At 62.3% G+C, this 25,528-nt stretch carries 19 protein-coding genes and 2 pseudogenes; 9 read left to right on the forward strand and 12 right to left on the reverse strand.

All coding sequences use genetic code 11. From position 1 onward, the window contains the following. Positions 1-5: 5 nt before the first annotated feature. Positions 6-995 (reverse strand): biotin synthase BioB, encoded by a 990-nt coding sequence (bioB, locus tag E4Q23_RS00565; RefSeq protein WP_169064835.1) that lies wholly within the window; start codon positions 993-995, stop codon positions 6-8. Positions 996-1,088: 93 nt separating this feature from the next. On the opposite strand from bioB, the gene E4Q23_RS00570 reads away from it, so the two are divergent. Beyond that, on the forward strand, positions 1,089-1,799 hold the full coding sequence (locus E4Q23_RS00570) for a ComF family protein (protein ID WP_169064836.1): 711 nt from the start codon (positions 1,089-1,091) through the stop codon (positions 1,797-1,799). A gap of 77 nt (positions 1,800-1,876) precedes the next feature. On the opposite strand, the gene E4Q23_RS00575 is transcribed toward E4Q23_RS00570, so the two are convergent. From E4Q23_RS00575 to E4Q23_RS00585, 3 genes are read right to left on the reverse strand one after another with little or no spacing between them, the layout of a single operon-like run. Beyond that, positions 1,877-2,782, reverse strand: a complete 906-nt coding sequence (locus E4Q23_RS00575) for an adenylate/guanylate cyclase domain-containing protein (RefSeq protein ID WP_169064837.1) — start codon at positions 2,780-2,782, stop codon at positions 1,877-1,879. Then, positions 2,779-3,663, reverse strand: coding sequence for a tRNA 2-thiocytidine(32) synthetase TtcA (gene ttcA, locus E4Q23_RS00580; RefSeq protein ID WP_169064838.1), 885 nt, complete (start codon positions 3,661-3,663; stop codon positions 2,779-2,781). The genes E4Q23_RS00575 and ttcA overlap by 4 nt, the downstream gene beginning before the upstream one ends. Positions 3,664-3,690: 27 nt before the next feature. Further along, positions 3,691-4,428, reverse strand: coding sequence for a pteridine reductase (locus E4Q23_RS00585; protein WP_169064839.1), 738 nt, complete (start codon positions 4,426-4,428; stop codon positions 3,691-3,693). Between the two features lie 127 nt (positions 4,429-4,555). On the opposite strand from E4Q23_RS00585, the gene E4Q23_RS00590 reads away from it, so the two are divergent. From E4Q23_RS00590 to E4Q23_RS00610, 6 genes are all read left to right on the forward strand, one after another. Then, entirely contained in the window at positions 4,556-5,401 is an 846-nt protein-coding gene (locus tag E4Q23_RS00590) for a hypothetical protein (protein WP_169064840.1), read from the forward strand. Between the two features lie 87 nt (positions 5,402-5,488). Further along, on the forward strand, positions 5,489-6,646 hold the full coding sequence (locus E4Q23_RS00595) for a class I SAM-dependent methyltransferase (protein ID WP_169064893.1): 1,158 nt from the start codon (positions 5,489-5,491) through the stop codon (positions 6,644-6,646). Between the two features lie 846 nt (positions 6,647-7,492). Continuing rightward, positions 7,493-7,957: an MBOAT family O-acyltransferase gene (locus tag E4Q23_RS24710; protein WP_336511574.1), complete on the forward strand. Its 465-nt coding sequence runs from the start codon at positions 7,493-7,495 to the stop codon at positions 7,955-7,957. Between the two features lie 128 nt (positions 7,958-8,085). After that, entirely contained in the window at positions 8,086-8,781 is a 696-nt protein-coding gene (locus E4Q23_RS24715) for an MBOAT family O-acyltransferase (RefSeq protein WP_336511575.1), read from the forward strand. Between the two features lie 29 nt (positions 8,782-8,810). Further along, complete coding sequence (locus E4Q23_RS00605; RefSeq protein WP_169064841.1) at positions 8,811-9,494, forward strand: hypothetical protein; 684 nt, start codon at positions 8,811-8,813, stop codon at positions 9,492-9,494. Positions 9,495-9,691: 197 nt separating this feature from the next. Further along, a complete protein-coding gene (locus tag E4Q23_RS00610; RefSeq protein WP_169064842.1) occupies positions 9,692-9,916 on the forward strand; it encodes a hypothetical protein in 225 nt (74 codons plus the stop codon). A 162-nt stretch (positions 9,917-10,078) separates the two neighbouring features. Here E4Q23_RS00610 and E4Q23_RS00615 read toward each other — a convergent pair whose 3' ends face one another. Genes E4Q23_RS00615 through E4Q23_RS00625 form a run of 3 tightly spaced genes read right to left on the reverse strand, consistent with a single transcriptional unit; the run spans position 10,079 to position 14,366 of the window. Beyond that, entirely contained in the window at positions 10,079-11,311 is a 1,233-nt protein-coding gene (locus E4Q23_RS00615) for a multifunctional CCA addition/repair protein (RefSeq protein ID WP_169064843.1), read from the reverse strand. Positions 11,312-11,350: 39 nt separating this feature from the next. After that, on the reverse strand, positions 11,351-12,316 hold the full coding sequence (locus tag E4Q23_RS00620) for a complex I NDUFA9 subunit family protein (protein ID WP_169064844.1): 966 nt from the start codon (positions 12,314-12,316) through the stop codon (positions 11,351-11,353). Positions 12,317-12,365: 49 nt separating this feature from the next. Then, the gene (locus E4Q23_RS00625) at positions 12,366-14,366 is read right to left on the reverse strand and encodes a lytic transglycosylase domain-containing protein (protein WP_248595155.1); all 2,001 of its coding nucleotides are present in this window, start codon (positions 14,364-14,366) and stop codon (positions 12,366-12,368) included. A gap of 5 nt (positions 14,367-14,371) precedes the next feature. Here E4Q23_RS00625 and E4Q23_RS00630 point away from each other — a divergent pair, with 5 nt between their 5' ends. Then, entirely contained in the window at positions 14,372-15,004 is a 633-nt protein-coding gene (locus E4Q23_RS00630; protein WP_169064845.1) for a 5-formyltetrahydrofolate cyclo-ligase, read from the forward strand. A gap of 67 nt (positions 15,005-15,071) precedes the next feature. Here the strand turns inward: E4Q23_RS00630 and E4Q23_RS00635 are convergent, their stop codons facing one another. The 5 genes and pseudogenes from E4Q23_RS00635 to E4Q23_RS00655 form a co-directional block, all read right to left on the reverse strand. Next, entirely contained in the window at positions 15,072-16,247 is a 1,176-nt protein-coding gene (locus E4Q23_RS00635) for a PatB family C-S lyase (protein WP_336511576.1), read from the reverse strand. A gap of 5 nt (positions 16,248-16,252) precedes the next feature. Then, positions 16,253-17,185 (reverse strand): cysteine synthase A, encoded by a 933-nt coding sequence (cysK, locus tag E4Q23_RS00640; protein ID WP_169064896.1) that lies wholly within the window; start codon positions 17,183-17,185, stop codon positions 16,253-16,255. A gap of 141 nt (positions 17,186-17,326) precedes the next feature. Next, positions 17,327-18,839, reverse strand: a pseudogene (gene ilvA / locus E4Q23_RS00645) (threonine ammonia-lyase, biosynthetic). 81 nt (positions 18,840-18,920) lie between these two features. Further along, a complete protein-coding gene (locus E4Q23_RS00650; protein ID WP_169064846.1) occupies positions 18,921-20,051 on the reverse strand; it encodes a YbdK family carboxylate-amine ligase in 1,131 nt (376 codons plus the stop codon). Positions 20,052-20,053: 2 nt separating this feature from the next. Further along, positions 20,054-21,247, reverse strand: a complete 1,194-nt coding sequence (locus E4Q23_RS00655) for a cation:proton antiporter (protein ID WP_169064847.1) — start codon at positions 21,245-21,247, stop codon at positions 20,054-20,056. 220 nt (positions 21,248-21,467) lie between these two features. Between E4Q23_RS00655 and E4Q23_RS00660 the strand changes: the two are divergent. Beyond that, positions 21,468-25,344 (forward strand): annotated as a pseudogene (locus E4Q23_RS00660) (DUF3683 domain-containing protein). Positions 25,345-25,528: the final 184 nt, after the last annotated feature.

A 25,528-nucleotide genomic window follows, 5' to 3' on the forward strand; every position in this document is an offset into this window, starting at 1 on the left:
AGTGACTAGATCGGGCGCAGGCCAAGTTTCTCGAACAGGGCTTCGTCACGATCCGCTTCCGGATTGCCGGTGGTCAGCAGCTTGTCGCCGTAAAAAATCGAGTTGGCGCCGGCCAGAAAGCAGAGCGCTTGCAGCTCGTCGGACATCTCCTGGCGACCCGCCGACAGACGCACGAAGCTCGTTGGCATGGTGATTCGCGCGGCAGCCAGGGTGCGCACGAACTCGAAGCTATCGACCGGCGCGACATTGGCCATCGGCGTTCCGGGAATCGGGACGAGGTTGTTGATCGGCACCGACTCCGGGGCCGGGTTGAGGTTGGCGAGCTGGACGATCAGCGCGGCGCGGTTGCGGCGCGATTCGCCCATGCCGATGATGCCGCCGGAACAGACCTTGATACCTGCTTCACGCACCTGGCCCAGGGTGTCGATCCGGTCGGCGTGCTTGTGGGTGGTGATCACCTGCCCGTAGAAGGAGGCGTCGGTATCGAGATTATGGTTGTAGTAATCGAGGCCGGCTTCCTTGAGTTCGTCGGCCTGGCCGTCCTTGAGCATGCCCAGGGTGACGCAGGTCTGCAGACCCATGGACTTGACGGTGCGAATCATCTCGGTGACCTTGGCCAGGTCCTTGTCTTTCGGGCCACGCCAGGCGGCGCCCATGCAGAAGCGCGAGGCGCCCTTGTCCTTGGCAGCCTGGGCGGCGGCGATCACTTCATCGAGCGGCATCAGCGCTTCGCGTTCGGTGGTGGTGCTGTAGCGCGCCGCCTGCGAACAATAGCCGCAATCCTCCGAACAGCCGCCGGTCTTTACCGAAAGCAGCGTCGAGCGTTGAATCTCGTTGGCGTTGAAGTTCTCGCGGTGCACCTGTTGCGCGCGAAACAGCAGATCCATCAAGGGAAGCTGGTAAAGTGCTTCGACATCGGCAACCGTCCACTTGCCTGCTGGGGCCGAAATGGCGCGATCCGGACTAAGTGTCGCGACTTGAGGAATTGCGTTCATTGGTTAGACCTATGGTTGGGGGGTGGTTTGAGGCCGGCTGGGCCACCGTTCATGCATTCATGCATTGGTGAGCTCGTAAGGAGCCTTCCGAGGATGCCAATCTTAACTCAAACTGCCAGACGGATCCTCAGATCCTGCGCCGGACTGCTGACCCAGGACTGCCTGTTGTGTGCTGCGAGCAGCGGCGCCCGTTTGATTTGCTCCGCCTGTGAGGCCGACTTGCCGCAACTGCCAGCACGACGCTGTCCGCGCTGTGCTCTGCCAACGCCGCATGGCGAGGTCTGTGGTCGCTGCCTGGCCAAGCCACCCCACTACGATTTGACCCTGGCTGCGTTGCGCTACGATTTTCCGCTCGACAAGCTGGTGCAGTCGTTCAAGTACGGTCATCGCCTGGCGCTGGCCAGCTATTTCGGCGCTCGCCTTGCCGCGCTGCTGGCCAGCAGCTGCGCTGATCTCATCGTTCCCGTGCCGCTACACCCGCTACGTTTGCGCGCGCGCGGCTTCAACCAGGCGCTCGAGCTGGCGCGTCCGGTGAGCAGAGCCTGGCGCATCCCGATCGACCTGCGGAGCTGCCGGCGCATTCGGCATACTCCCGCCCAAGCCGATCTGCCCTGGCGCGAACGCGCTGCAAACGTCCGCGGCGCCTTCCAGTGCACGGCGGATTTCACCGGCAAGCGAGTGCTGCTGGTCGACGATGTGATGACCACTGGCGCGTCTCTCGACGAACTGGCGCGGAGCGTGCGTTTGCACGGTGCCGAACAGGTGACGCTGCTGGTTCTCGCGCGCGCTTTGCCGCCGGCCTGAGCCGATTGCTTTGCCACGTCTGTCGGGGATGCGCCAGAAAACAGTCGCCGGCAGCGCGTGCCCGGTGTCTCCTGCGCTCAAAGATGCTCGAATTCGGCGATGTCGGCCGACGGGCTGCTCGCCGAGGCAGCGAAGGCGATGATTCCGCTGCCTCGCAAGACGAAGTCCTCACACCTCAGAAACAGCTCGTTCTCGCCGCTAATGGTGATGAAAGTGCCATTGGTACTGAGATCGCTGAGTACGAAGTGCTCGCCGCGCCGCTCTATCGTCGCGTGCTTGCGCGATGCGCGGCGGTCGCGAATGGTGATTGCGCAGTTGGCGTCACGGCCCATGTCGATATACGCTCGCGCCTTGTCGAGCAACTTGACCTGCCCCCCATAGCGTACGCACAGGCGCAAATCGCAGTCCCTGGGTGGCAAGGGTGCGGGCGAAGCGACGAGCGTCTTGCTGGACGGTGCCTTGGCTTCAAACCACAGGACTTCGAATACCTCGTACGCAGCCGGCAGGCTGCTTTTCGGGGGCTGCTGCAGGGAACGCGTCGCCGCTTGCAAGGGTGCTGTCAGCAGAGCTCTGGTCTGGCCGCTGGTCAAGGTCTGAGCGGCAGTGGCCTGATTGGCAAGAGACTTGGCGATGCTCAGTCCTTCACCAAGAGCACCCGCGTCATCCTCGCGCACCGGGCCGTGATGAAAGCCGACACGGATTGCCAGCTGGACGCCGGACACCGGTGGCAGGTCGGCTACCCGCCGCTGCATGGCGATGGCTGCCTGACAGGCATCATCGGCGCTCGCGAAGAGCGCCGTGAGTTCGTCGCGCTTGCCCCGCAGGAGTCGTCCGCGGAAGCCCTCTACCCCCCGCGCCATGCGCTTCAGGCAACGCTCGACAGCGTGCGCGGCTTCTGTTCCGCCCCGTTTTTCGAACAATTTCGAGCTTCCGGCGACGGCGGCAATCAGAACCGAACGCATCTCTTCCTTGCTGCTCATCATTCGAGCACCGCCACTGGCAAGTCTTGCAGGCGGGGCGGCATTTCGCTGAGCGGCGCTGGGTCGAAGACCAGATCGCCGCCATCCATGGTTGCCGGATTATCTCCGGGACGCAGACCCTGGAAATCAAACAACTTCTGGTCGGCGAGGTGCGAGGGCACGATCTGCTGCAGCGCAGAGAAAACGGCCTCGGTGCGTCCCGGGTAGCGGCGGTCCCAGTCGGCCATCATTTCGCGGATTTTCTGGCGCTGCAGATTGTCCTGCGAGCCACAGAGATTGCACGGAATGATTGGGTAGGCCATGCCGCGGGCAAAGCGGGCGATGTCTTTTTCGCTGCAATAGGCCAGTGGGCGGATGACCACGTGCGCGCCGTCGTCGGTCAGCAGTTTCGGTGGCATCGCCTTCAGCCGAGCGGCGAAGAGAAGATTGAGGAACAACGTATGGACGATGTCGTCGCGATGGTGGCCAAGCGCAATTTTGTTCGCCCCGAGTTCCTTGGCGGTGCGATAGATGACCCCGCGGCGCAGGCGAGAACACAGCGAACAGGTGGTCTTGCCCGCGGGGATCTTGCTCTTGACGATGCTATAGGTGTCCTGTTCGACGATGCGATATTCGACACCCAGCTTGGCCAGATAGGCGGGCAGGATTTCGGCCGGGAAGCCCGGTTGCTTCTGGTCGAGGTTCATGGCGATGAGCCGGAAATCCACCGGCGCCCTCTGGCGCAGTGCCATCAACACCGAGAGCAGGGTGTAGGAGTCTTTGCCGCCGGAAATGCAGACCAGAATGGTGTCGCCGTCGTCGATCATCCTGTAGTCGGCGATGGCTTTGCCGGTATGGCTCTCCAGACGCTTCCTCAGGCGCTGCAGGGTGTTCGATTGTTCCAACAGTTTCCTCTCAATCGGCGTGAGCAGTCACAGATGGGCGGTGCGACCGCCGTCTACATTGATGACCTGACCGGTAATGTAGTCAGCGTCGTTCAGCAGGTAGCACACTGCCCGGGCGATATCCTGCGGGCAGCCGGCGCGCTGCAATAGGGTGTGCGCGACGATGTCCTGGCGCGCTGCGTTGTCGAAAACGCCACTGTCCGGCCACAGGATCGGCCCTGGCGCGACCGCGTTGACCCGCACCCGGGGTGCCAGTTCGATGGCCAGGGCGCGTGTCAGGCCAAGCAGTCCGGCTTTCGCCGCGCAATACAGCGGATACGCCGCCAGCGGGCGCTCGGCGTGAATGTCGGTGATATTGACCACCGACCCCTGCACCGCGATCAGGTGTGGTGCGGCCGCCTGCGTCAGGAATAGCGGCGCCTTCAGATTGCTGCCAATCAGATCGTCCCAGCTGGCCAGGTCGATCGTGCCCAGGGGGGTTGGAAAGAAGCTCGAGGCGTTGTTCACCAGGGCATCGAGGCGGCCGAAATGCGCGACCGTATCGGCGACCAGCCTTGGCAAAGTCTCGACGTCCAGCAGGTCCGCCTGCAGGCAGGCCGCCGACGACGGTCGGACAGCGTTCAGCTCGCTGGCCAGCGCTGCGGCGGCCGCCGAGGCCTGACGATAATGGAGCATCAGGTTGGCGCCGGTGGCGTGCAATTCGCGGGCGATCGCACTGCCTAGCCGGCGCGCGGCGCCGGTCACCAATATCGTTTTTCCGCTCATCTCCCGTTCCAGGCCGGCAGCAACAAGGACATGATTTTAACGGATTTTTGCCCCTCCTTCTGGAAAAACAACCTGTCCCGGTGTCGCCGCGGTAGACTAGCGTTCGAGACACTTGGGGGAAAAAGCCATGAGCAAACTGGAGCAGCCGCTTGACGCCGACGAGCTGACGATTCTGGCGGAGCGCGTCGAGCAGTTATCGGCAGACGACGCCGAGTGGGTCAACCGCTTGTTGCAGGAGTTGCTGCGCGCACGCGCACACGAGGGGGAACTGCTGGCCGGAAGGGCCAGCAGTGGCCAGCAGGGGCGGGACGAGGGTGCGTTTGACGAACAGATGGCACAGGTCGCGCTCGATACGGCCGAATGGCTGAAGACGCTCTGGGAGGTCGGCTACATGGGGGCCGGCAATTTCCGTGCGCAGCCGCGCGCGGCGTTTCCGGCGATTGATCTCGAAGACGTCAGGAAGTCTTCGCTGTTCGCGCGCATTCGTCAAGGCAAGCATGCGCTTCCCTTCCCACCACCGACGCGGCAGGGCCTGCCATGGCACGATCTCGTCGAAGGCGGCGCGCAGACGCAGGTTGTAAGCGCCGAGATTGTCCGTGAGGAAGACGGCTTGCCGATGGGCGCGATCATTGAAGGCTGCAGCGACTGGATGGTCCTCGAGGAAGATGCCGCGAAGCAGGAGTGCGTCGTCCAGCATCAGGGCAAAGGACCCAAGTTCCGACTGCTGCAGGTGGACGCCGGCAGCGCGCAGTTACGCCGCGAGCTGCCGACTATGACCCGCCAGATCCGTCTGCAAGGGCGTGGTGGCTTCCACTCCTATAGCCTCGAATGGCCGCGAGACGACGGCACTACGCAGTCCGTCGCCTTGCGCGCTGCGACCTGGGAGCGAGCCCAGTCAGAGGCTGAACATTGGCTGGCGATTACCCATCCGGAGCTGTACGGACAAGTCCGCTTTGTGGGTTCCGAAAAATGAGCCGTCGCCCGGCTGGCGGGAGTGGCCTCCGGCAGTGAGGTGGCGGTGCTTGATCGTCGCGCGGCCTCGGCAGCACTGAGCGCGAGTATGGGTTTGCCCGCCCCAAGCGCCGCCGCGCTGGCCTTCAGCGCGGTGCTCAGCGATCTGCTTGCTCGCGAGATTGAAGCGGCCGGCGGCTGGATCGGTTTTGATCGGTTCATGGATCTGGCGCTCTACGCGCCGGCGAAGGGCTACTACTCCGGCGGTGCTCACAAGTTCGGTGCGCAGGGCGATTTTGTCACCGCCCCGGAACTCGGGCCGGTTTTTGCCCAGACGCTTGCTGCACAGGTGGCACAGCTCCTCGAACTCAGCTCCCCGCAGATCATCGAAGTGGGCGCTGGCAGTGGGCAGCTGGCAGCCGATTTGCTGCGCGAGCTCGAGGGGCGTGGCCGGCTGCCCGACAGCTACGCCATCCTCGAACTCTCCGGCGAGCTGCAGGCGCGCCAGCGCCAGGCGCTTGCCGCTCAGGCGCCGCATCTGCTGGCGCGCGTGCATTGGCTCGAGCGCCTGCCCGCGCGCTTCGATGGGCTGGTGCTGGCCAACGAAGTGCTTGATGCGATGCCGGTACATCTCCTGGTCTGGAAGCCCACGGGGCTTGCCGAACGCGGTGTTGCCGTCGACCACGGGCGCTTTGCCTGGGCCGATCGCCCGGCCAGCGGCAGGCTGCTCGAGCAAGGTCTGGCGCTGTCTGCCGCATGCGCAATGCCGTCGGACTACCTCAGTGAGGTCTCGCTGACAGCACGTGCCTGGGTTGCGGAGTGGGCGGCACGCCTCGGGCGCGGCGCGCTGTTGCTGATCGACTACGGTTTCCCGCGGCGCGAGTATTATCACCCGCAACGCAGCGCCGGCACGCTGATGTGCCACTATCGCCACCACGCGCATGTCGAGCCCTTTTATCTACCGGGTCTGCAGGACATCACCGCGCACGTCGATTTCACGGCGATCGTCGAAAGTGGCTGTCAGGCAGGGCTGGAACTGCTCGGCTACAGTACGCAGTCCAACTTTCTCTTCAACTGTGGGCTGGGCGAAGTCCTGGCGCGAACCCCGGCCAGCGACGCCAGGCGCTATCTGCCTCTGGCCAGTGCCGCCAACAAGCTGGTCTCGCCAGCCGAAATGGGTGAGCTGTTCAAGGTGATCGCACTTGGCCGGGGAATCTCCGAACCTCTGCTCGGTTTTGTCAGCGGCGACCGTTGCGCGACGCTCTGACGGCTAGCACGCGCCCCGCTCTTTTTTGGCGGCGAGTGTAGTAAGTGCAGGGGGTTTGGCATTCCAGCGATCGCCCTTAGGAGTCAGCGCGCGATTGCGTAAGAAGGGCATGAATGTGACGCAATGCCGCGGTTTCACCCCGCGTGTTGGGCTAAACTAAGCTCGCTCTGTGTGGTTTCCTGTGCAATCAGACGCCGCTCACCGCTCACCGCTCACCGCTCACCGCTCACCGCCGCGCTGCTCGGCAACACCGACAGCGATGTTCTGGGCGAGGCGTGCCTTTGATCTCGTCGGGAACCTTCGTTCGCACAGAGACTTGGGGCTGGTCGCGGCTTTTCGCCGCGGCCAGCTCACCGGCCCGTCCAGCGGCTCGGGCCTCACCGCCCTCAGGGGCGAGGCGTCGGGTTGGGGGCTGGCGGTAGGCCTAGGCATCCGCCTCAACTGGCTACGTTCCACACGAAACGACACAAGTCCTAAAGTATCTACAGCAAGGGTCTTGCGGTGGTTGCTACGGTAACTGCTGCGTACTATCGATAAGCGGGATTAGAACAATAACGGAAAATCTGTCGCAATGTTATTCAATTCTTTTGAGTTTATGTTCCTGTTCTTCCCGCTTACGGTCTTGCTGTACTTTTTGGCTGTCCGATTTGTGGGGCAGGAGTTCGGCCTGGGCCTGCTGGTGGTCGCATCGCTCTTTTTTCTATGCTTGGTGGAATCCTGCTTATATTATTTTCATTCTGTTCTCAATTGCCATTAACTACGCACTGGGTGGGTGGCTCGTTTCGAATGATAACGGCAAGAGCAAGTTTTTCCTGGTGCTAGGTGTGGCGATCAACCTGGGTTTGCTTGGCTACTTCAAGTACGCCAATTTTTTTCGTCGACAACTTCAATATTCTGGTGGGTACGTCCTGGCATCTTGAGAAGATCGTACTACCGCTGGCCATTTCATTTTTCACCTTCCAGCAAATATCCTACTTAGTGGATTCCTGGCAAGGTAATACTCGTGAATACAATTTTCTTCATTACTGCCTGTTTGTCTGTTTCTTTCCGCAGTTGATCGCCGGGCCAATTGTGCATCACAAGGAAATGCTGCCGCAGTTCATGAAAAAGGAAGCACTGCAGCCGCAATGGTCGAATTTTGCGATTGGCATCAGCATATTTTGCATAGGATTGTTCAAGAAAACCGTGATCGCAGACAATCTGTCGCGCTACGTTGGGCCGATCTACGATGATCCTCTGGCTGCACAGAACGCTGATTTTTTTTGTGGCATGGGGCAGTACTCTGGCCTACACGTTTCAACTGTATTTTGATTTCTCTGGTTATTCGGATATGGCTATCGGCTGTTCTCGAATATTCGGCATCAAGTTGCCGGTGAATTTTTTTTTCACCCTACAAATCCGTAAGTATTATCGAATTTTGGCGCCGCTGGCATATTACTTTGTCCCGCTTTCTACGGGATTATCTCTATGTTCCCCTCGGAGGGAGTCGCAAAGGCAAAGGACGACGCTACGCAAATCTATTTCTTACGATGTTGCTAGGGGGGCTATGGCATGGGGCTGGCTGGACCTTCGTAATCTGGGGAGCGCTGCACGGAAGCTACCTGATGATCAACCACGCCTGGCATTGGTCGATGCAGGCTGCGGGATTTAGGCTGGAGGCTCACCGTGCCTACCGGTTATTTTGCTGGCTGCTGACTTTCCTTGGGGTGACAGTCGCTTGGGTGTATTTTCGGGCGCCGACATTGGAACAGGGTAATGCCATTATCCTGGCAATGCTTGGTACCAATGGCGCGGAATTGCCCATGAGTGTTGCTGCGCGCGTGAGTGGGCTGGAAAACACGCTGACTCTGATGGGTGTTTCCTTAGGGGGCGGAAGTGGATCGGCCTTTGTCGGCAACTACCTATGGGTTCTGGTTGGCGCGTTTGGCGCAGTTTGCATGCCCAACGTGGCACAAATTTTCCACCACTATGAACCTGTGCTGTACGAGCATCAAGAGAGCTTTAAAGCCGTCCGTGATCAGGCCAGGATTCGCTGGGGTTACTCCACGACCTGGGCCGCGACTACGGGACTTATTGGACTAGTGGGTGTGCTTACGCTTACCCAGATTTCTGAATTCCTCTACTTCCAATTCTGATCATGGCGCCGCGTCGATACACAATTCTGATGGCACTTTTCTTCATGGTGTTTGCAGCCTGTACGGTTGTCATCAATTACCTGATTGACCCCTACCTCATGCTGGGTGTCGAACGCCGCGAGGGTCTGAACCAAGGGAAGGTGGCGATCAATGAGCATGTGCGCATGAGCAAAGCCTACCACCCAACATTCGGTAAATGGGATACGCTGATCGTCGGCAATTCCAGGGTGGAGATGGGGATAAACCCAACCCATCGCTGCTTCACGGCGGCGGGAGCGCGGGTGTACAACCTCGGTTTGCCCGGGGCGGGCGTGCGAGAGCAACTGGAATATGCCCTGAATATCATCTATGCCCAGCCGGTTCAGCGGGTGTACCTAAGCATCGATTTTGTTGACTTTCTGCTGCGGCGGGATCGTCCGGCGCCTGGGGTGGAAATCGACTGGTCCAAGAACACCGGTCGTCTTCGCTATGCTTTCGACGGGTCTGGAAATAATGAATACACCTGGACCTCTCTGGTGGACCATTATCGTACGCTTTTCTCTCTCGATGCGTTGATCAGCAGTATTCGGACGATGGCCTTGCAATCTCCCGGGCAATCAGATCGAGACGACCAGGGCTTCAACCCGGGCAATGATTTTCGTACCAGCGTAGCGATCGAAGGGCCGCATGCGCTGTTTGCCCAAAAAAATGCACATGCTCAGGAAGAAGTATAGTCAAGGCTGGAGTCTACGTTATGAGGATGGAAGCCTGTCAGTGGATTTTGCAGTGCTCGATAAGTTTCTGGACATCACTGACGCTATGGGCATCCGGGTTATTATATTCACGAATCCATTTCACGAGCAGTTCTGGCAGGTCTTGAAAGACGAGAAATTATTTGGGCAGCACCAGGAGTGGCTGGAAATAATCACCAATGGACTGCGCAGACGGGGGGGGCGATAATGTCGAGTTCTGGGATTTTTCAGCGGACTCTTCCTACATTCACGAGCCGGTGCCTGACGTTGGGGCTAAACATGAGCCCGTGAAGTGGTTCTGGGAGCCTGCACATTATCGCCGAGAACTGGGGGATTTGATGCTGGAGGCCATGATCAAGGAATCCTGCGAGCAGCAACAGGACTTCGGTGTTCGCCTGTATTGATCATTTCATTCGCCACGCAGGTATCACCGTCCGCATCACTTTTCAATTACGCTCCGTGCGCTTCCCAGGTCCGGTCGTTATCGAGTTCCCCGGGTGGAGGTCAGTCGCTGGTGCTTGCCGCCAACACAGTGCGGGCTTTGCCCGGCTCCAGGCGCTGCCAGTTCAAGAAGCGCCGCCGCCGAGCCTGGCCAGCAACGGCCTGACTGCAGCCAACCGTGCCGCATGCACCTTGGCGCCGATCATTTCCGGCTCGGTAGTGCTGCGCGCGATGGACGCTGCATCGACGTCGTGCGCCAGTTGGAGCGCCTGGCGAAAGAGCGCTGGCGCCGGGTAGGGCAGGTCCTGGAAGCCCAGGCGACCATGGAAGTCACAGGCACAGGCTTCGAGCAGCTGCTCGAAGCGTTCGGGGCGGCGCAGGGCGTCGGTGTTTTCGAGCAGCCCGATGATGTCCTCTGCCGCCAATTGCGGACCGCGATGAATGTCACCGTGATAGCGGGCGACCAGGAGCGCCAGATCACGACACTCGCGCGGCACCTTCAGGCGCGCACAGACCTCGGCCGCCAGTTTGACGCTACGCGCTTCGTGGTTCGGATGACGCGGCAAATCGGCGTCCGGGGTGTCGCCTTTGCCAAGGTCGTGGAGCAGCGTAGAGAAGCGCACCGGCAGTCCGTAGTGGCGCTGCGCAGACTGATCAACGACCATCATCACATGTACCCCGGTGTCGATCTCCGGGTGCATCTCCGCCCGCTGCGGTACGCCGTAAAGGCGGTCGAGCTCGGGCAGCAGTCGGGCCAGGGCGCCGCATTCACGCAGCACCTCGAACATCCGTGACGGCTTGTCTTCCATCAGGCCCCTGGCCAGTTCCTGCCAGACGCGTTCGGCAACCAGATGGTCGAGCTCGCCGTTGGCGACCATTCCTTGCGCCAGCGCAACGGTTTCCGGAGCCACCGTGAACGCAGCGAAGCGCGCGGCGAAGCGCGCCAGGCGCAGAACGCGCACCGGGTCTTCGACAAAGGCCGGTCCGACATGGCGCAGTACGCGTGCTGCCAGATCGTCGATACCATGGTGGGGGTCGATCAGTACGCCATCGGCGCTCCGCGCGATGGCGTTGATGGTCAGGTCGCGGCGCGCCAGATCCTCGTCCAGGCTGACCTCCGGGGCGGCATGGAAAGCAAAGCCCTTGTAACCGTTGCCGGTCTTGCGTTCCGTTCGCGCCAGCGCGTATTCGGCGTGCGACTGTGGGTGCAGGAAGACCGGGAAATCCTTGCCGACGGGTTTGAAGCCGCGGGCCAGCATTTCCTCGGGCGAGGCGCCGACGACAAGGTAGTCACGATCCTGAACCGGCAAACCGAGCAACTCGTCGCGGATCGCCCCGCCGACCGTGAAGATTTCCATCAGCGCAGTGCTGGCGCCTGGGCTGGCGCGCTGGCCTGCTCAGCGACCGGCACGAAGGCGATAGCGGTCGCGGCGAAACTGCCCGATCTCGGCCGGCGACAGATAGCTCGGGGCCACGGCTTCAAGTGCCGTTGGCCGCCAATCCGGATAGTCATGGCTACCATCGGTGACGCTGTCGACGTCCATCGAGCGCAGGTTGTCCGGCGACATCGGCGGCTTCGGCAGCAGCCACAGCAGGCCGGCTTGCAGGTAAGCCCAGCCACCGTTGCCAAGATCGATGATGCGGCGCGGCTTGCCGACCAAGCGGGCAGTGTACTCGACCAGTTCGCGAAGCGTATAGACTTTCGGGCCGCAGAGATCGTAAGTCCGGCCAAAGGTGCTGTGATCGCCGAGGCAGTCGCAGAAGGCTTTCGCCACGTCGCCGACATAAACCGGCTGGAAGCGCGCCGAACCGCCAGCAAGCGGGAAGATCGGGAAAAGCTTCAGCAAGGTGGCAAACATGTTGAGGAAGGCGTCGCCCGGCCCAAAAATCACTGACGGTCGAAACACCGTGACGTCCAGCTCGGCCATCGCAGCCTGTGCCACGGCTTCGCCGTCTCCCTTCGAGCGCAGGTATTCCGATACCCCGTCGCCTGCGGCATTGAGCGCACTCATATGCACCAGGCGACGTACGCCGCTCTGCTGCATGGCGGCGACGATGCTTTTCGTCAGCTCGACATGCGCGGCGGCGAAACCCTTGCCGTAGGGCAGGCGCGAATCCCGGTCATGGAGGATTCCGACCAGGTTGATGACCGCGTCCTGACCACGCATCAGTTCGACGAGTGCCTGCTGGTCGTTCACCCTGGCTTCGACCATCCTGACCGTCGGCAGCATGATCAGTTTCTTGGTGTTGTCACGGTGGCGGGTGGCTATCGTCACCCGTACGCCGCGTTGTGAAAGGCAGCTGGCAATCCAGCCGCCGACAAAACCACTGCCGCCGATCAACAGCACATTCTTGAGTTCCATAGCGTCCTACCGATGAAGTGGGTGTCGAAAAAACATGATTTTAAGGCAATTACTCGCCCTTGGCTTCGCCGCCGGTGCGTGGAGCGATTGTCCCGAGCCGATTCTTGAGCGTTTGCGGTCGGCCATCGAAGAGCGCCGAGTAGTAAACCGAATTGCTCATGACCTTCTTGACGTAGTCCCTGGTTTCGCTGAAGGGAATCGTCTCCGCATAGATCGCACCTTCCAGCGGCACGTCGGCACGCCACCGGCGCGCCCGACCCGGCCCGGCGTTGTAGGCAGCGGAGGCGAGCACCGGGTGATTGTCGAGATCCTCGAGTACCAGTCGCATGTAGCTGGTACCGAGCAGCACGTTGGTTTCGGTGTCGTTAACCTGGCCCTGGTGGTAATTCTTGAGGCCGATCTTGCCGGCGACCCATTTGGCGGTGGCCGGCATCAGTTGCATCAGCCCGGACGCGCCGGCACCCGAGCGCGCATTGGTCACGAAGCGGCTCTCCTGGCGCATCAGGCCATAGACCCAGGCGTCGTCGAGGGCCTGGTTGCGCGCTGCCGGCCGCACCTGATCGCCAAATGGCGCCAGGTAGCGTAGCGAGTAGTCGTGTTCGTTGCGGGTACGGTCGGCGCTGGCAATGGCGCGGTCGTAAATATCGGCGCGCAGGGCGATCGTTGACGCGCTGAGCAGTTCCCGGTCGCTCATCTCGCGCAGGGACCAGTTCCATTCCCGGACCGCTTCCGAGCGCAGGTTGAGGCGAAAGAAGAGCAGCGCGCGTTGCACGCCGGGCTTGGCCTGCACCGCCGCCAGCTCATCAAGGCTCGGTGGCGATGCCTGTGGTGGTGGTGCAATGGCCTGGCCGAGATCGTCGCTGGCCAGGTTGCCGTAGAAATCGGGCTGACCGGCGATCTTCGCAAACTGCGTATCGGCTTCAGCCAGCCTGCCGCCAGCGCGGTAGGCGCGGCCCAGCCAGTAGACCCAGGCCGATTGCGCGGCCAGTTCCGGGGGCATTGCTTCGATCGTCGAGCGCACGGCGCCCCAGTCCTGGACGCGCAGCGCCGCGCGCACTTTCCATTCCGCCGCATCATCGGAAAGGCGCGTATCGCCACCCTTGCGGTACCACTCGCTGGCCTCGGGCATGTGGTCCTGCGCCGCCTGGCGGCCGATCTGCGTCCACGCCCAGCCCTGTTCCTCCTTGCTCAGCGAAGGCGCGATGCGCTGCAGTTGCTGTGCCGCCATGCGCGGGTCGTTGCGTGCGATGCGCTGGATGCCGAGGATGGCCAGCTCGCGCTGCATGCGGTTAGCTGAAAAGTCGCTCGGCAAGCGGATCAGCCAGGGCAGCGGCGCGGTGATGATCGTTTGCGCCAGTTTCGCGTCCGGGGTCTGGCTGGGCGGCAGGTAATTCATGCTGTACGCGGCGGCGGTGGTCTTGTTGGCCTCGAACTGGTTGCGGATTCGTGCCCAGACGAGATCGGCGAGGACGCGCTTTTCGAGAATCAGCGCCTCGAGTACCGGGTAGCAGGGTTCCGGAGGCTCGAGCAAGGTCAACCACAGGGGCAAGGCGTCGTCGAGCATGCTCGGGTCGCCCTGAGCCCGCCGGCCCTGCAACGAATAGCAGGCAATGTCTTGCGGCGGTGTCTGCAGCAGACGCGGGAACTCGGCATCAAAAGCCGCCCACTGCTGCTGCTTGCCGGTTTGGCGGAGCCAGTCGGTGCGCAACTTTTCGGCTACATAGCTGTTCGGATTGCGGTTAAGGAAGGCGGTGACGCTTGCTGGATCGGCTTCCTTCAGGTCGAGAAGAAGCTGCCAGTAATCGACGTAGGATGCCAGTTCGTAATCCTGCAGCGTTGGCGCCAGTTGCTCCAGGCGCGTCCTGTCGCCGTTGCGAGCGGCGCTGCGCGCGGCGAGAAACTGCTCGTCGGCGCTGCTCGCCAAGGCGCCAAGCGGCGTCAGCAGTGAGGCGCCGAGGAGGGCCAGAAGGGTGTACCGAAAGCTGTGGCGGAGGCTGTGGCGAAACTTCATGGTAAGCTGGATTTCTCGAAAAATATCTGTTTTGAGCATATCACATGGCTGCTGGAGCGACGCCGGGAATCACCATCGATGGCCTTGGTCGCGTCGCCGCCGAGCGCTTTGCCGCCCGCCGTGCGCTGCGCAAAAGCCTGCTTGAGCGCCGCTTGGCTCTGACTGCGGATGAGTGCGTGCAGCTGTCTCGTCGGGTCCGCACGCATCTGCGTGAGGGTTTTCCGCAGCTGGCGGCGCTGGCTGTCGGCTTCTGCTGGCCGGTGCAGAATGAAGCCGACCTCCGACCGCTGATCGACGAATGGGCCAGCGCGGGCAAACCAGGCTTTCGGGCTTTGCTGCCGGTGGTGATCGACGAACCGCGGACGCTGGCTTTTCGCGCCTGGTCGGCGGGCACGGCGATGTTCGCCGATCGCTATGGCATCCCGACACCGGCCCACGGCGACTTCCTGATTCCCGAGGTGCTGCTCTTGCCGGTGAATGGCTTTGACGCCGCCGGCTACCGCATTGGGTACGGCGGCGGTTATTTCGACCGCACTCTGGCATCACTTTTGCCGCGACCGCTGGTGGTGGGGGTCGGATTCGAACTCGCCCGGCTGGACAGCATTTCTCCCGAGCCGCACGACCAGCGACTCGACGCAATGGTGACCGAAGCCGGTGTCTTCCGAGCGCTGCGTTGAGCGCGCTGCTGGATCTGGTCCGCGGGCCGCGCCACCGACTCCTTGTCGCGGGCGTCGCCGCGGAGGTTCAGGAAGTCGTCGCCGCCCTGGGCAATCTCGAACAAGCGTTCAGCATACGTTCGAGGGCCGCATCGAGCGTCGCGCGCGGGCAGCCAAAATTGAGTCGTAGCCAGCCGGGGAGACCAAAGTCCGCGCCATTGGAGAGGCCAACGCCAGCCTCTTCGAAGAAGGCCGTCGCATCGCCGACGCCCAGGCCGCGTGCGTCGATCCATGCTAGGTAGGTGGCTTCGACGTGGTTTACGCGCAGACCAGGGATGGCGCCGAGCGCTGCTGTGACGCGATCACGGTTGTTGCGTAGAACGGCGAGCAGCGCCTGCTGCCAGTCGTCGCAGTCGCGATAAGCGGCTTCCATGGCCGCCAGGCCAAGCGCATTCACATGCGGGACGATGCCGCGCATCGTGGCCGTGAAGCGACGCCGTAGCGCGGTGTTCGGGATGACTGCAAAAGCGCAAGCGAGGCCAGGAATATTGTAGGTTTTCGATGGCGCCATCAGGGTGATGCTGCGCTGGGCGAGGTCGGCATCAATCGTCGCCAGGGGCCGGTGCCGCCGCTGTTGGTCGAGCAGTAGCTGGCAGTGGATTTCATCCGAGCAGACGATCAGCTGGTGCTCATTGCAGAAGGCGGCGATTTGCGCCAACTCGTCGTCGTCCCAGGCGCGTCCCACCGGGTTGTGCGGGTGGCAGAGCAGCAGCAGGCGACTGTTTGGGGTCAGTGCGCGCTGCAAGGCGGCGAAGTCCCAGAGCCAGCGGCCGGCAAGCTGCTGCAGGGGGGCGGTCGCCAGCGCCTTGCCGGACAGGCCGGGTGCCGAGAGGAAAGGGGGGTAGATCGGCGTCGCCGTCAGCACATCGCCGTCGATGGCCCGGCAGGCGACGTTGAGTCCGCTGACCAGGCCCGGCAGCCAGACCAGCCAGTCGGCTTCGACCTGCCAGCCGTAGGCACGCTGGAGATGTCCGAGGACGGCAGCGAGCAGAGCCGGTGTCGCCTCCGCGTAGCCGAAACAGCCGTGCGCGACGCGTTTTTCAAGAGCCCTGACAATCGCTGGCGGCGCCGCGAAATCCATGTCGGCAACCCACAAGGGGAGCACATCGCGGCCAGCGTAGCGGTTCCACTTCAGCGAATCACCGCCGCGCCGGTCGATGACGCCGGCGAAGGCGTCGTCTTTCTCCGGCAGCACCGGCAGCACGCCGCTCAGACTTCGAGGTCCGCGAAGAGTGCGGTCGACAGGTAGCGCTCACCGAAGGAGGGGATGATGACCACGGTCAGCTTGCCGGCGTTGTGTGGTCGCCGCGCGACTTCCATCGCCGCCCACACGGCTGCCCCGGACGAAATACCGACCAGCAGGCCCTCTTCGGTTGCCATTCTGCGGGCGGTGGCAAAAGCGTCTTCAGAGGTGACGCGCAGCACTTCATCGTAGATGGCGGTGTTCAGCACCTTCGGCACGAAGCCGGCCCCGATGCCCTGGATCGGATGCGGTCCCTTAGCCCCACCCGAGAGCACCGGCGAGGCGTCGGGCTCGACGGCGATCACCTGCACGCCGGGCTTCCTCTCCTTGAGCACTTCGCCGACACCGGTAATGGTGCCCCCAGTGCCGACGCCCGAAACGAAGATGTCCACCTGGCCATGCGTGTCGCGCCATATTTCCTCGGCCGTCGTCGCGCGGTGAATGGCCGGATTGGCCGGATTCTCGAACTGCTGCGGGATGTAGTAGCGCGAATCGGCAGCGGCCATGGCCTCGGCGCGGCTGATGGCGCCGCCCATGCCGTCCGGGCCGGGCGTGAGGACCAATTCGGCGCCGTAAGCCTTGAGCAGCAGGCGGCGTTCACGGCTCATCGTCTCCGGCATCACGAAGCAGCATTTGATCCCACGTGCCGCGCAAACCATCGCCAGACCGATGCCGGTGTTACCCGAGGTCGGTTCAAGAACGATGGTTTCCGGGCTGATTCGTCCCGCTGCCTGTGCGTCGTCGATCATTGCCATGGCGATACGATCCTTGACGCTGTGCGCCGGATTACAGAACTCCAGCTTGGCGGCGATGGTGCCTTCGATACCGGCGCTGATGCGGTGGAGTCTGACCAGTGGGGTATTGCCGATCAGGCCGGTGACGTTGTTGACGATGTTCATGGTCATGTGGATGCTCTCCTCGGAAAGGGTCCTGTGTGGACTGGTTCAGGAACGAACAGCGGCATGTGACGGGTGAGTACCGGTGGCGTCGTCAGCACAGCCTATCATTGCTGCGCCTGTCTGCGGCGCAGAGGCGCACAACTAGCCCAGAAACAGCTTGTAGGCCTGGTTGTTGGTCTCGTTCCAGTGCGCGTAGCCGACCTTCTCGAGGAAATCCTCGAATTCGTTCATTTCCCTCGGCGGCACCTGCATGCCGACCAGGACTCGCCCGTAATCGGCGCCATGGTTGCGGTAATGGAACAAGCTGATGTTCCAGCCGGCGCTCATGCTGTTGAGAAATTTCATCAGCGCGCCGGGGCGCTCGGGAAATTCGAAGCGGTAAAGAAGCTCGTTGTTGATCCCTGGTGAGTGGCCGCCCACGAGATGGCGAATGTGCCCTTTGGCCATTTCGTCGTCGGTCAGGTCGAGGGCCGGATAATTGTGTTTGTGCAGCTGTTCGAGCAGCTTTATCGACTCGGCGCGGGACGAGACCTGGATACCGACGAAGACGTGCGCGTCACGCTGGTCGTTATAGCGGTAGTTGAACTCGGTGATGTTGTGTGAGCCGATCAGCGCCACGAAGTTTTTTGTAGGCGCCCGGCTTCTCGGGCAGAGTGACGGCAAAAACGGCTTCGCGTTGTTCGCCGAGTTCGGCGCGTTCGGCGACAAAGCGCAGACGGTCGAAGTTGAGGTTGGCGCCGGAGGCGATGGCCACCAGCGCCTTGTCTTTCAGCTTGTGTGCTCGGGCGTATGCTTTGGCACCCGCGACCGCCAAAGCACCCGCCGGTTCGAGCACCGCGCGGGTGTCCTCGAAGACGTCCTTGATCGCTGCACAGATGGCGTCGGTATTGACCAGGACCATTTCATCGACGTACATCTGGCAGAGGCGGAAGGTCTCTTCGCCGACGTATTTGACCGCTGCCCCATCGGCAAAGAGGCCGACATGGTCGAGCCGGATGCGCTTGCCGGCGGCCAGCGAGCGCGTCATGGCGTCGGCGTCGCTGGCTTCAACGCCGATGATCCGGGTGTCCGGCCGTACCCGCTTGATGTAGGCGGCAACACCCGAAATCAGTCCACCGCCACCGACGCAGCAGAACACGGCATGAATCGGCTTGGCGTGTTGGCGGAGGATCTCCATGCCTATCGTCCCCTGGCCGGCAATCACCTCCGGGTCGTCGAAAGGGTGAACGAAGCTCAGTTTCTCGGATTTCTCGAGTTCGCGAGCATGCGTGAAGGCGTCGTCAAACGATTCCCCGATCAGCACCACTTCACCGCCAAGGGCTCGCACCGCCTGGATTTTGATCTGCGGCGTTGTCGTCGGCATGACGATCACCGCCCGACAACCGAGCTTGGCTGCTGCCAGCGCCACGCCTTGGGCATGATTACCGGCCGACGCGCAGATCACTCCACGTTTCAGTTTGTCGGCCGAGAGATGAAAGATCTTGTTGTAAGCGCCGCGCAGCTTGAAGGAAAAAACGGGCTGCAGGTCTTCGCGTTTGAGCAGTATCCGGTTACCGGTACGCGCCGACAGGCCGGGTGCAAAATCAAGGGGAGTTTCGCTGGCAAGGTCGTAGACCTGGGCGTTGAGTATTCTTTCGAGGTAGTCCATGGACATTTTGGCAGCGGCGGTGTGCAGCGAGGGAAAACGAGGATTCTAGCAGGTGAAGTGGTCGCCGATCACTTCGCGGGAGCTGCCTTACCTGCTTCTCCCCCGCCGGAAGAGCGTTACCGCGGCGTCGACCACGCCCTGGACACTGCCCGCATCGGCAAAGTGCTGGCGAAGGAAGCTGGCGTGGTTGCCTTCCGCGCTCACTTCGTGGCGTAGCTGCTCGAGTGCCCCGATGCTGTCCAGAACCGCGGCATGGGGTTCGAGTCTGGCGAGGGTGGCCAGGATGTCCTGGCGCAGCAGCCGACTCTCGTGGCTCTTGGGATGGACCAGCACGCCATCGAGGCCGAAGCGGCAGGCCTGGAAACGGTTGTAGTTGTAGACCAGATAATCGTCCTCGACCGGTGGTGCTTCGTCGCGTTGCAGGAGCATGCGGCAGAGCGCCTGCAGGTAGGCGGCGAGGGCCGCGGCGCGGTCCACGGTGAGCGGCGTATCGCAGACGCGCAGTTCAATCGTGCCGTACTCCGGTTTCGGGCGGATATCCCAGTAGAAATCCTTCATGCTCTTGACGACGCCGGTGGTTTCCATTTTCGCGAAGTAGTGATGCGCGAACTCCTGCCAGTCGAAGAGCAAGGGCGCACGGCCGCTCAGGGGGAAGGCAAAGACCGAATTCAGGCGTGCCGAGTCGAACTGGGTGTCGATCCCCTGGAAGAAAGGGGAAGAGGCCGACAGGGCGATGAAATGCGGCACGTAGCGATTCAAGGAATGCAGCAGGTAGAGCGCTTCGTTGGCACTGGTACAGCCAATGTGAATGTGTTGTCCGAAGACGGTGAACTGCTTGGCCAGGTAACCGTAGAGGGTGGAGAGCTGATTGAAGCGCGGATTGGGAAAAATGCGCCGCTCGGACCAGCGTTGGAAGGGATGGGTGCCGCCGCCGCAGACGGCGATGTTGAGACGGTCACCGGTACGCACCAGGGCGTCGCGGATGTCGCGCAGTTGCGCCAGCAGCTCGGCGTGGCGGTGATGCACGGCGGTCGAGATCTCGAGCATGCTTTCGGTAATCTCGGGCTTGACGTCGCCGGGGAAGGTCTTGTGGCCGAGCAGGTGGAGCAGGTCGCTGGCCGAGCCGGAGAGGTCGAAGTCGGTCCAGTTGACCAGTTGCAACTCGAGTTCGACTCCCATGCTCAGGGATGCGCTGGCCTTGAAGGACTCGAGGGGCATTTTCAGCGGCCCTCCTGCTGATGCGTTTCGCCAGCCCAGACCAGAGCCCGGCGCGTAAGCACCGGGCCAATCACCTCGAGCAGCAGGACGATCGCTGCCAGGCCGGCGACCTGATCGAGTGCGTAGAGCTTGAGGTGTCGGGTCTGTTCGAGGAGGACGATGACCAGGCCGGACATCGGCGTCATCGCCAGGCCGGTCAGCGCGCCTTTGCGCCAGCTGACGCCACTGGGACGGGCAAAGACGGTCGTCGCCGTCATCTTGACGGCCAGACGCAGCGCGATGACGGCCAATGCCAGCGTGAGTCCGCTGCGCACCTGCTGCCAGTCAAGCGAGGCCGCGACAAAAACGAACAACAGCACGGTCAGCAGGTCGCCAAGGGTGCCGAAGTTGCGCTGCGCTTGCGAGAGTATCGCGCGCCGGTGTCGGGCGACCAGTCCGAAGGCCAGCGCCGCCAGTAGCGGCGAGAACTTGAAAGCGTACGTCACGGCCGTCAGCAGCAAGGCCGCAACGGCAAAAGCGACGGTGGCATTGCGGTCGATGTTGCCCAGCTGGCGGAGCAGCGCCGGCACGGCCACGCCGAAGGCTGCGCCGATGCTGATCGATACGCCGACCACCACCAGACTGTTCCAGACGGCTTCGAAGGCGCTGCCGGCGCTGGCCAGCACCCAGTAGCCGACGATGGCCTTGAAAACGAAGAGGGAGAGTACGCAGTTGCAGGCGGTGAGGTGGAACAGGCGCTCGGTGACCTGGCCCGAGCTCTGCAGTTCGTTGGCCACCCGCAGCACGGCTGCCGGCGAGGTGGCCATGGCCAGCGCGGCGAGCAGCAACGAGGGGACGATTGGCAAGGCAAAGGCTTGCGCCAGCATGAACACCGCAGCAAAACAGCCGCTCGCTTCGGCTACGCCGGTGATTGCCAGCCAGGGATTGACCCGCAGCCAGCGCAGGTTGATGCGGTAGCCGAGCTCGAAAAGTATCAATCCGAAAGCGAAATGAGCCAGCAGAGCGATCGGCGTTCCCGAAGGGTTGTCGAGAAATCCCCCCTGGCTGGCGGCCATCACGAAGCCGGCGATGCCGTAACTGCTGATTCGCGGCAGCGATAGCAGGCGGTAGGCCAGTTCGCCGACGGTCCAGGCGATGGCAATCGCTGCCGGCCAGGCGATGCTCGCCAGGACGTCGAGCAGCGTTTCCTGAATCAAGCCGGCCGGCCTCGCAGACGGGAAAGTCCAGGCTGGCTGGCGAAAGCAGTCACCCGACAAGTGTTCCTGTACATGCGCCCTCCCAAGCTGATGGCGACAGGATACCCGAGGAAGCAGCAGTGCGACCGTCTGGAGCTGGGAGTTTTCCCCTGCCCGGCGGCCATCGCTGTTGCACTGCAATAAGCTAGAATTCGCCCTTTGCTGCTAGCCGAGAGTATCAATGAACGCACGCCTGCGCGAGATCCCCTACAACTACACCTCGTTTTCCGACCGCGAGATTGTCATTCGTCTGCTCGGCGCAGAAAAGTGGGCCTTGCTCGACCAGCTGCGTGCCGAACGCGTCACCGGTCGCTCGGCGCGGATGCTCTATGAAGTGCTCGGGGATATCTGGGTTGTGCAACGCAATCCCTACCTGGAGGACGATCTGCTTGCCAATCGCGAGCGGCGAGTGGCGCTCATCGCGGCGCTTCGCCATCGTTTGCGCGAGATTGAGAAGCGTCGCCAGGGTAACGAACGCGTGCAGCAACTGATTGTCGCCGCCGCGGCCGCGGTTGACGCTTTCGAGCGCCATTTCGACGATACGGGCAGGCTGCGCAGCAAGGTCAGAAAAGCCCTTTCCAGGCATACGCGCCACGACAATATTGCTTTCGACGGCCTGGCGCGCGTCTCGCACGTCACCGATGCCACTGACTGGCGCGTCGAATACCCCTTCGTGGTGCTCAACCCGGACAGTGAGGAAGAGATCGGCGCCCTGGTGCGTGCCTGCATCAAACTCGGGCTGACCATCATTCCGCGCGGTGGCGGCACCGGTTACACCGGCGGGGCGATTCCGCTGACGCCGCTGGCGGCGGTGATCAACACCGAGAAGCTGATGAACATCGGTGCCGTCGAGGAAATGCGCCTGCCCGGATGTGATCGCCCGTACGCAACGATCCGTACCGGTGCCGGCGTGGTCACGGCTCGCGTCGCGGAAGCCGCGACGGCGGCCGGCCGGGTGTTCGCGGTCGACCCCACTTCGGCGGATGCCTCGTGCATCGGCGGTAACGTGGCAATGAACGCTGGCGGCAAGAAGGCAGTGCTGTGGGGAACGGCGGTCGACAATCTGGCCTGGTGGAAGCTGGTCGACCCCAGTGGTCATCCGATGGAAGTGACGCGCATCGGCCACAACTTCGGCAAGATCCACGAACAGGAGACGGTGCGCTTCGAGATCAGGCGTTTTCGCAAGGATGGCAAGACGCTCTACGGCGAGCCCGAAATGCTGGAGATTCCCGGCTCAAGCTTTCGCAAGGCGGGTCTCGGCAAGGACGTCACCGACAAGTTTCTGGCCGGTCTGCCCGGTGTCCAGAAAGAGGGCACCGACGGCCTGATCGTCGCCGCGCGCTGGGTTCTGCACCGTATGCCGCAGCACGCACGTACCGTCTGCCTCGAGTTTTTCGGACAGGTACGCGAGGCGGTGCCGGCGATTGTCGAGATTACCGATCACTTCGCGCCTGGGGGGCGGCGGCAAGGACGCTGGTGTCCTGCTCGCCGGACTCGAACACCTCGACGAGCGCTATCTGCGCGCCGTCGGCTACGCGACCAAGGCCAAGCGCAAGGCGGAAAACGCCGGGCGTCCGAAAATGGTGCTCATCGGTGATCTGGTCGGTGACGACGAGTCGGCGGTGATGAGCGCGGCGTCGGAAGTGGTGCGCCTGTGCAATCTGCGCGGCGCCGAAGGCTTCATCGCCGTCGACGCCGAAACACGCAAGAAATTCTGGCTTGATCGCTCGCGCACCGCTGCCATTTCACGCCATACCAACGCCTTCAAGCTCAACGAGGACGTGGTGATTCCGCTGCCGCGGATGGGCGAATACTGCGACGGCATCGAGCGCATCAACATCGAACTGTCGATCGGCAACAAGCTGGCGCTTTGCGACGCCCTGAGCGAATTCCTGCAGGGCGACCTGCCCCTGCATCGTGGCGACGCCGAACTCGACAAGGAGCTGTTGATCGGCGAACGCCGAACGGCCGCGCTGGAAGCGGTGGCCAGTGTACGCACGCGCTGGCAGTGGTTGCTCGACAGCCTCGACCTGCCGCTGCACGAGGCCGAAGCGCAGTTCGCCAGACGTGGCCTCAGCAGTGGCGAGTTGAAGAATCGGGCGCCCAGGCCGACGCTTTTTCATCGCTTGCAGGACTACTCGCTGCGCGTTTCGTGGAAGAGCGAGCTCAAGCCGCAGCTCGAAGACATTTTCGACGGCGTCATTTACCGGCCGGTCGTCGAACGTATCGCCGCGATTCAGCAGCAGACATTGCGCAGCCGCCTGTTTGTCGCCCTGCACATGCACGCTGGCGACGGCAACGTGCACACCAATATTCCGGTGAACTCCGACAACTACGAGATGCTGCAGACCGCGTACGCCGTGGTCGAACGGATCATGGCGCTGGCGCGGGCGCTCGACGGCGTTGTCTCGGGCGAGCACGGCATTGGCATCACCAAGCTGGAATTCCTCAGCGATGAGGAAATCCAGCCTTTTCGCGACTACAAGGCCCGGGTTGATCCCGAAGGCCGCTTCAACAAGGGCAAGCTGCTGCCGGGCGGCGATCTGAGCAAGGCCTACACGCCGTCGTTCTCGCTGCTCGGCACCGAGTCGCTGATCATGGAGCAGTCGGAAATCGGCCACATTTCGGCGATGGTCAAGGACTGCCTGCGTTGCGGCAAGTGCAAGCCGGTCTGTTCGACGCATGTTCCGCGCGCCAACCTGCTCTACTCGCCGCGCAACAAGATCCTTGCCACCTCCTTGCTGATTGAAGCTTTTCTCTACGAGGAGCAGACTCGGCGCGGCGTTTCGCTGCGCCATTTCGACGAATTCAACGACGTTGCCGATCACTGCACGATCTGCCACAAGTGCCTGACGCCGTGCCCGGTCGATATCGACTTCGGCGATGTCTCGATCCGCATGCGCAATCTGCTGCGCGAGCAAGGCAAGAAGAAATTCGTGCCGGCGAAAGCGGCGGCCATGGCTTTCCTGACGATCAAGGATCCGGCGACCATCAAGCTGGTGCGCAAGCTGATGATCGACTGGGGATATCGGGCGCAGCGCCTGGCTTACCGGGCGGCGAAGTCGCTGGGTCTGATCCAGGCGCAAACGCGGCAACCGCCGGCGACGCTCGGTTCGCCGACACTTCGGTCGCAGATCATCCACTTCATCAACAAACCGATGCCGGGTGGGCTTCCCAAACGCACGGCGCGCGCGCTGCTCGACATTGAGGACGACAAGATTGTCCCGATCATCCGCGATCCGCAAAAGGTCAGCGCCCCGGATTATGACGGCGATGCGGTTTTTTATTTCCCGGGTTGCGGCTCCGAGCGCCTGTTTTCCCAGGTGGCCCTGGCCACGCAGGCGATGCTCTACGAGATCGGCGCGCAAACCGTGCTGCCACCCGGTTACCTCTGCTGTGGCTATCCACAGACGGCAGCCGGCGAGGCCGACCAGGGGCAGAGGATCACCACCGACAACCGGGTGCTTTTCCACCGCGTTGCCAACACCCTGAACTATCTGGATATCAAGACCGTCATCGTCTCTTGTGGCACCTGTATGGACCAGCTCGAAAAATACCACTTCGAGCAGATCTTTCCCGGTTGCCGTCTGCTCGATATTCACGAGTATCTGCTCGAAAAAGGCGTCTGCCTCGACGGCGTCAGCGGCAGTCGTTACCTCTATCACGACCCCTGTCACGTGCCAATGCGCACCATGCCCGGCATCAAGGTGGTCAACAGCCTGATGGCGCAGCCGGTAGAGCTTTCGGCGCGTTGCTGTGGCGAGTCGGGAACCCTGGCCGTGACGCGTCCGGACGTGTCCACGCAAGTGCGCTTCCGCAAGCAGGAGGAGATCGCCAACGGCGTCGAAAGGCAGCGGGCGGATGGCTTTGGCGGCCCGATCAAGGTGCTTACCTCCTGCCCCTCTTGTCTGCAAGGTTTGTCCCGCTACAACGATGACAGCGGCACAGAGGCCGACTACATCGTCGTCGAAATGGTCAGGCGCCTGCTGGGCGACGACTGGCTGGCCCGCTACGTCAGGCAGGCCAACAACGGCGGTATCGAGCGGGTGCTGCTCTAGAGCGCGGGCAGTAAACGCCGTGAGTGGCCTGCCGGGCGCCGTGGCGAGACTTTCGGTATAGAATGCCCGCCACATTGCGGCCGCCGGGCTAAGATACCTGCTCGCTGGTGCGGCTGATTTTTTACTCTCCCCCTGATCCTCGCGGATAGACCCCTGAGTGGTCGATTCCGCATCCTCATGGGCA

The sequence above is a fragment of the Candidatus Accumulibacter phosphatis genome, assembly GCF_012939955.1.
Taxonomy (GTDB): domain Bacteria; phylum Pseudomonadota; class Gammaproteobacteria; order Burkholderiales; family Rhodocyclaceae; genus Accumulibacter; species Accumulibacter delftensis.

Coding starts and splice junctions, on each gene's coding strand:
- E4Q23_RS00605 (WP_169064841.1), top strand. CDS start 8,811: ATGGCACTTTTCTTCATGGTGTTTGCAGCCTGTACGGTTGTCATCAAT.
- E4Q23_RS00610 (WP_169064842.1), top strand. CDS start 9,692: ATGGACTGCGCAGACGGGGGGGGCGATAATGTCGAGTTCTGGGATTTT.
- E4Q23_RS00575 (WP_169064837.1), bottom strand. CDS start 2,782: ATGATGAGCAGCAAGGAAGAGATGCGTTCGGTTCTGATTGCCGCCGTC.
- E4Q23_RS00620 (WP_169064844.1), bottom strand. CDS start 12,316: ATGGAACTCAAGAATGTGCTGTTGATCGGCGGCAGTGGTTTTGTCGGC.
- E4Q23_RS00585 (WP_169064839.1), bottom strand. CDS start 4,428: ATGAGCGGAAAAACGATATTGGTGACCGGCGCCGCGCGCCGGCTAGGC.
- E4Q23_RS00615 (WP_169064843.1), bottom strand. CDS start 11,311: ATGGAAATCTTCACGGTCGGCGGGGCGATCCGCGACGAGTTGCTCGGT.
- E4Q23_RS00590 (WP_169064840.1), top strand. CDS start 4,556: ATGAGCAAACTGGAGCAGCCGCTTGACGCCGACGAGCTGACGATTCTG.
- cysK (WP_169064896.1), bottom strand. CDS start 17,185: ATGAACATCGTCAACAACGTCACCGGCCTGATCGGCAATACCCCACTG.
- E4Q23_RS00625 (WP_248595155.1), bottom strand. CDS start 14,366: ATGCTCAAAACAGATATTTTTCGAGAAATCCAGCTTACCATGAAGTTT.
- E4Q23_RS00595 (WP_169064893.1), top strand. CDS start 5,489: ATGGGTTTGCCCGCCCCAAGCGCCGCCGCGCTGGCCTTCAGCGCGGTG.
- E4Q23_RS00630 (WP_169064845.1), top strand. CDS start 14,372: ATGGCTGCTGGAGCGACGCCGGGAATCACCATCGATGGCCTTGGTCGC.
- E4Q23_RS00650 (WP_169064846.1), bottom strand. CDS start 20,051: ATGCCCCTCGAGTCCTTCAAGGCCAGCGCATCCCTGAGCATGGGAGTC.
- bioB (WP_169064835.1), bottom strand. CDS start 995: ATGAACGCAATTCCTCAAGTCGCGACACTTAGTCCGGATCGCGCCATT.
- E4Q23_RS00570 (WP_169064836.1), top strand. CDS start 1,089: ATGCCAATCTTAACTCAAACTGCCAGACGGATCCTCAGATCCTGCGCC.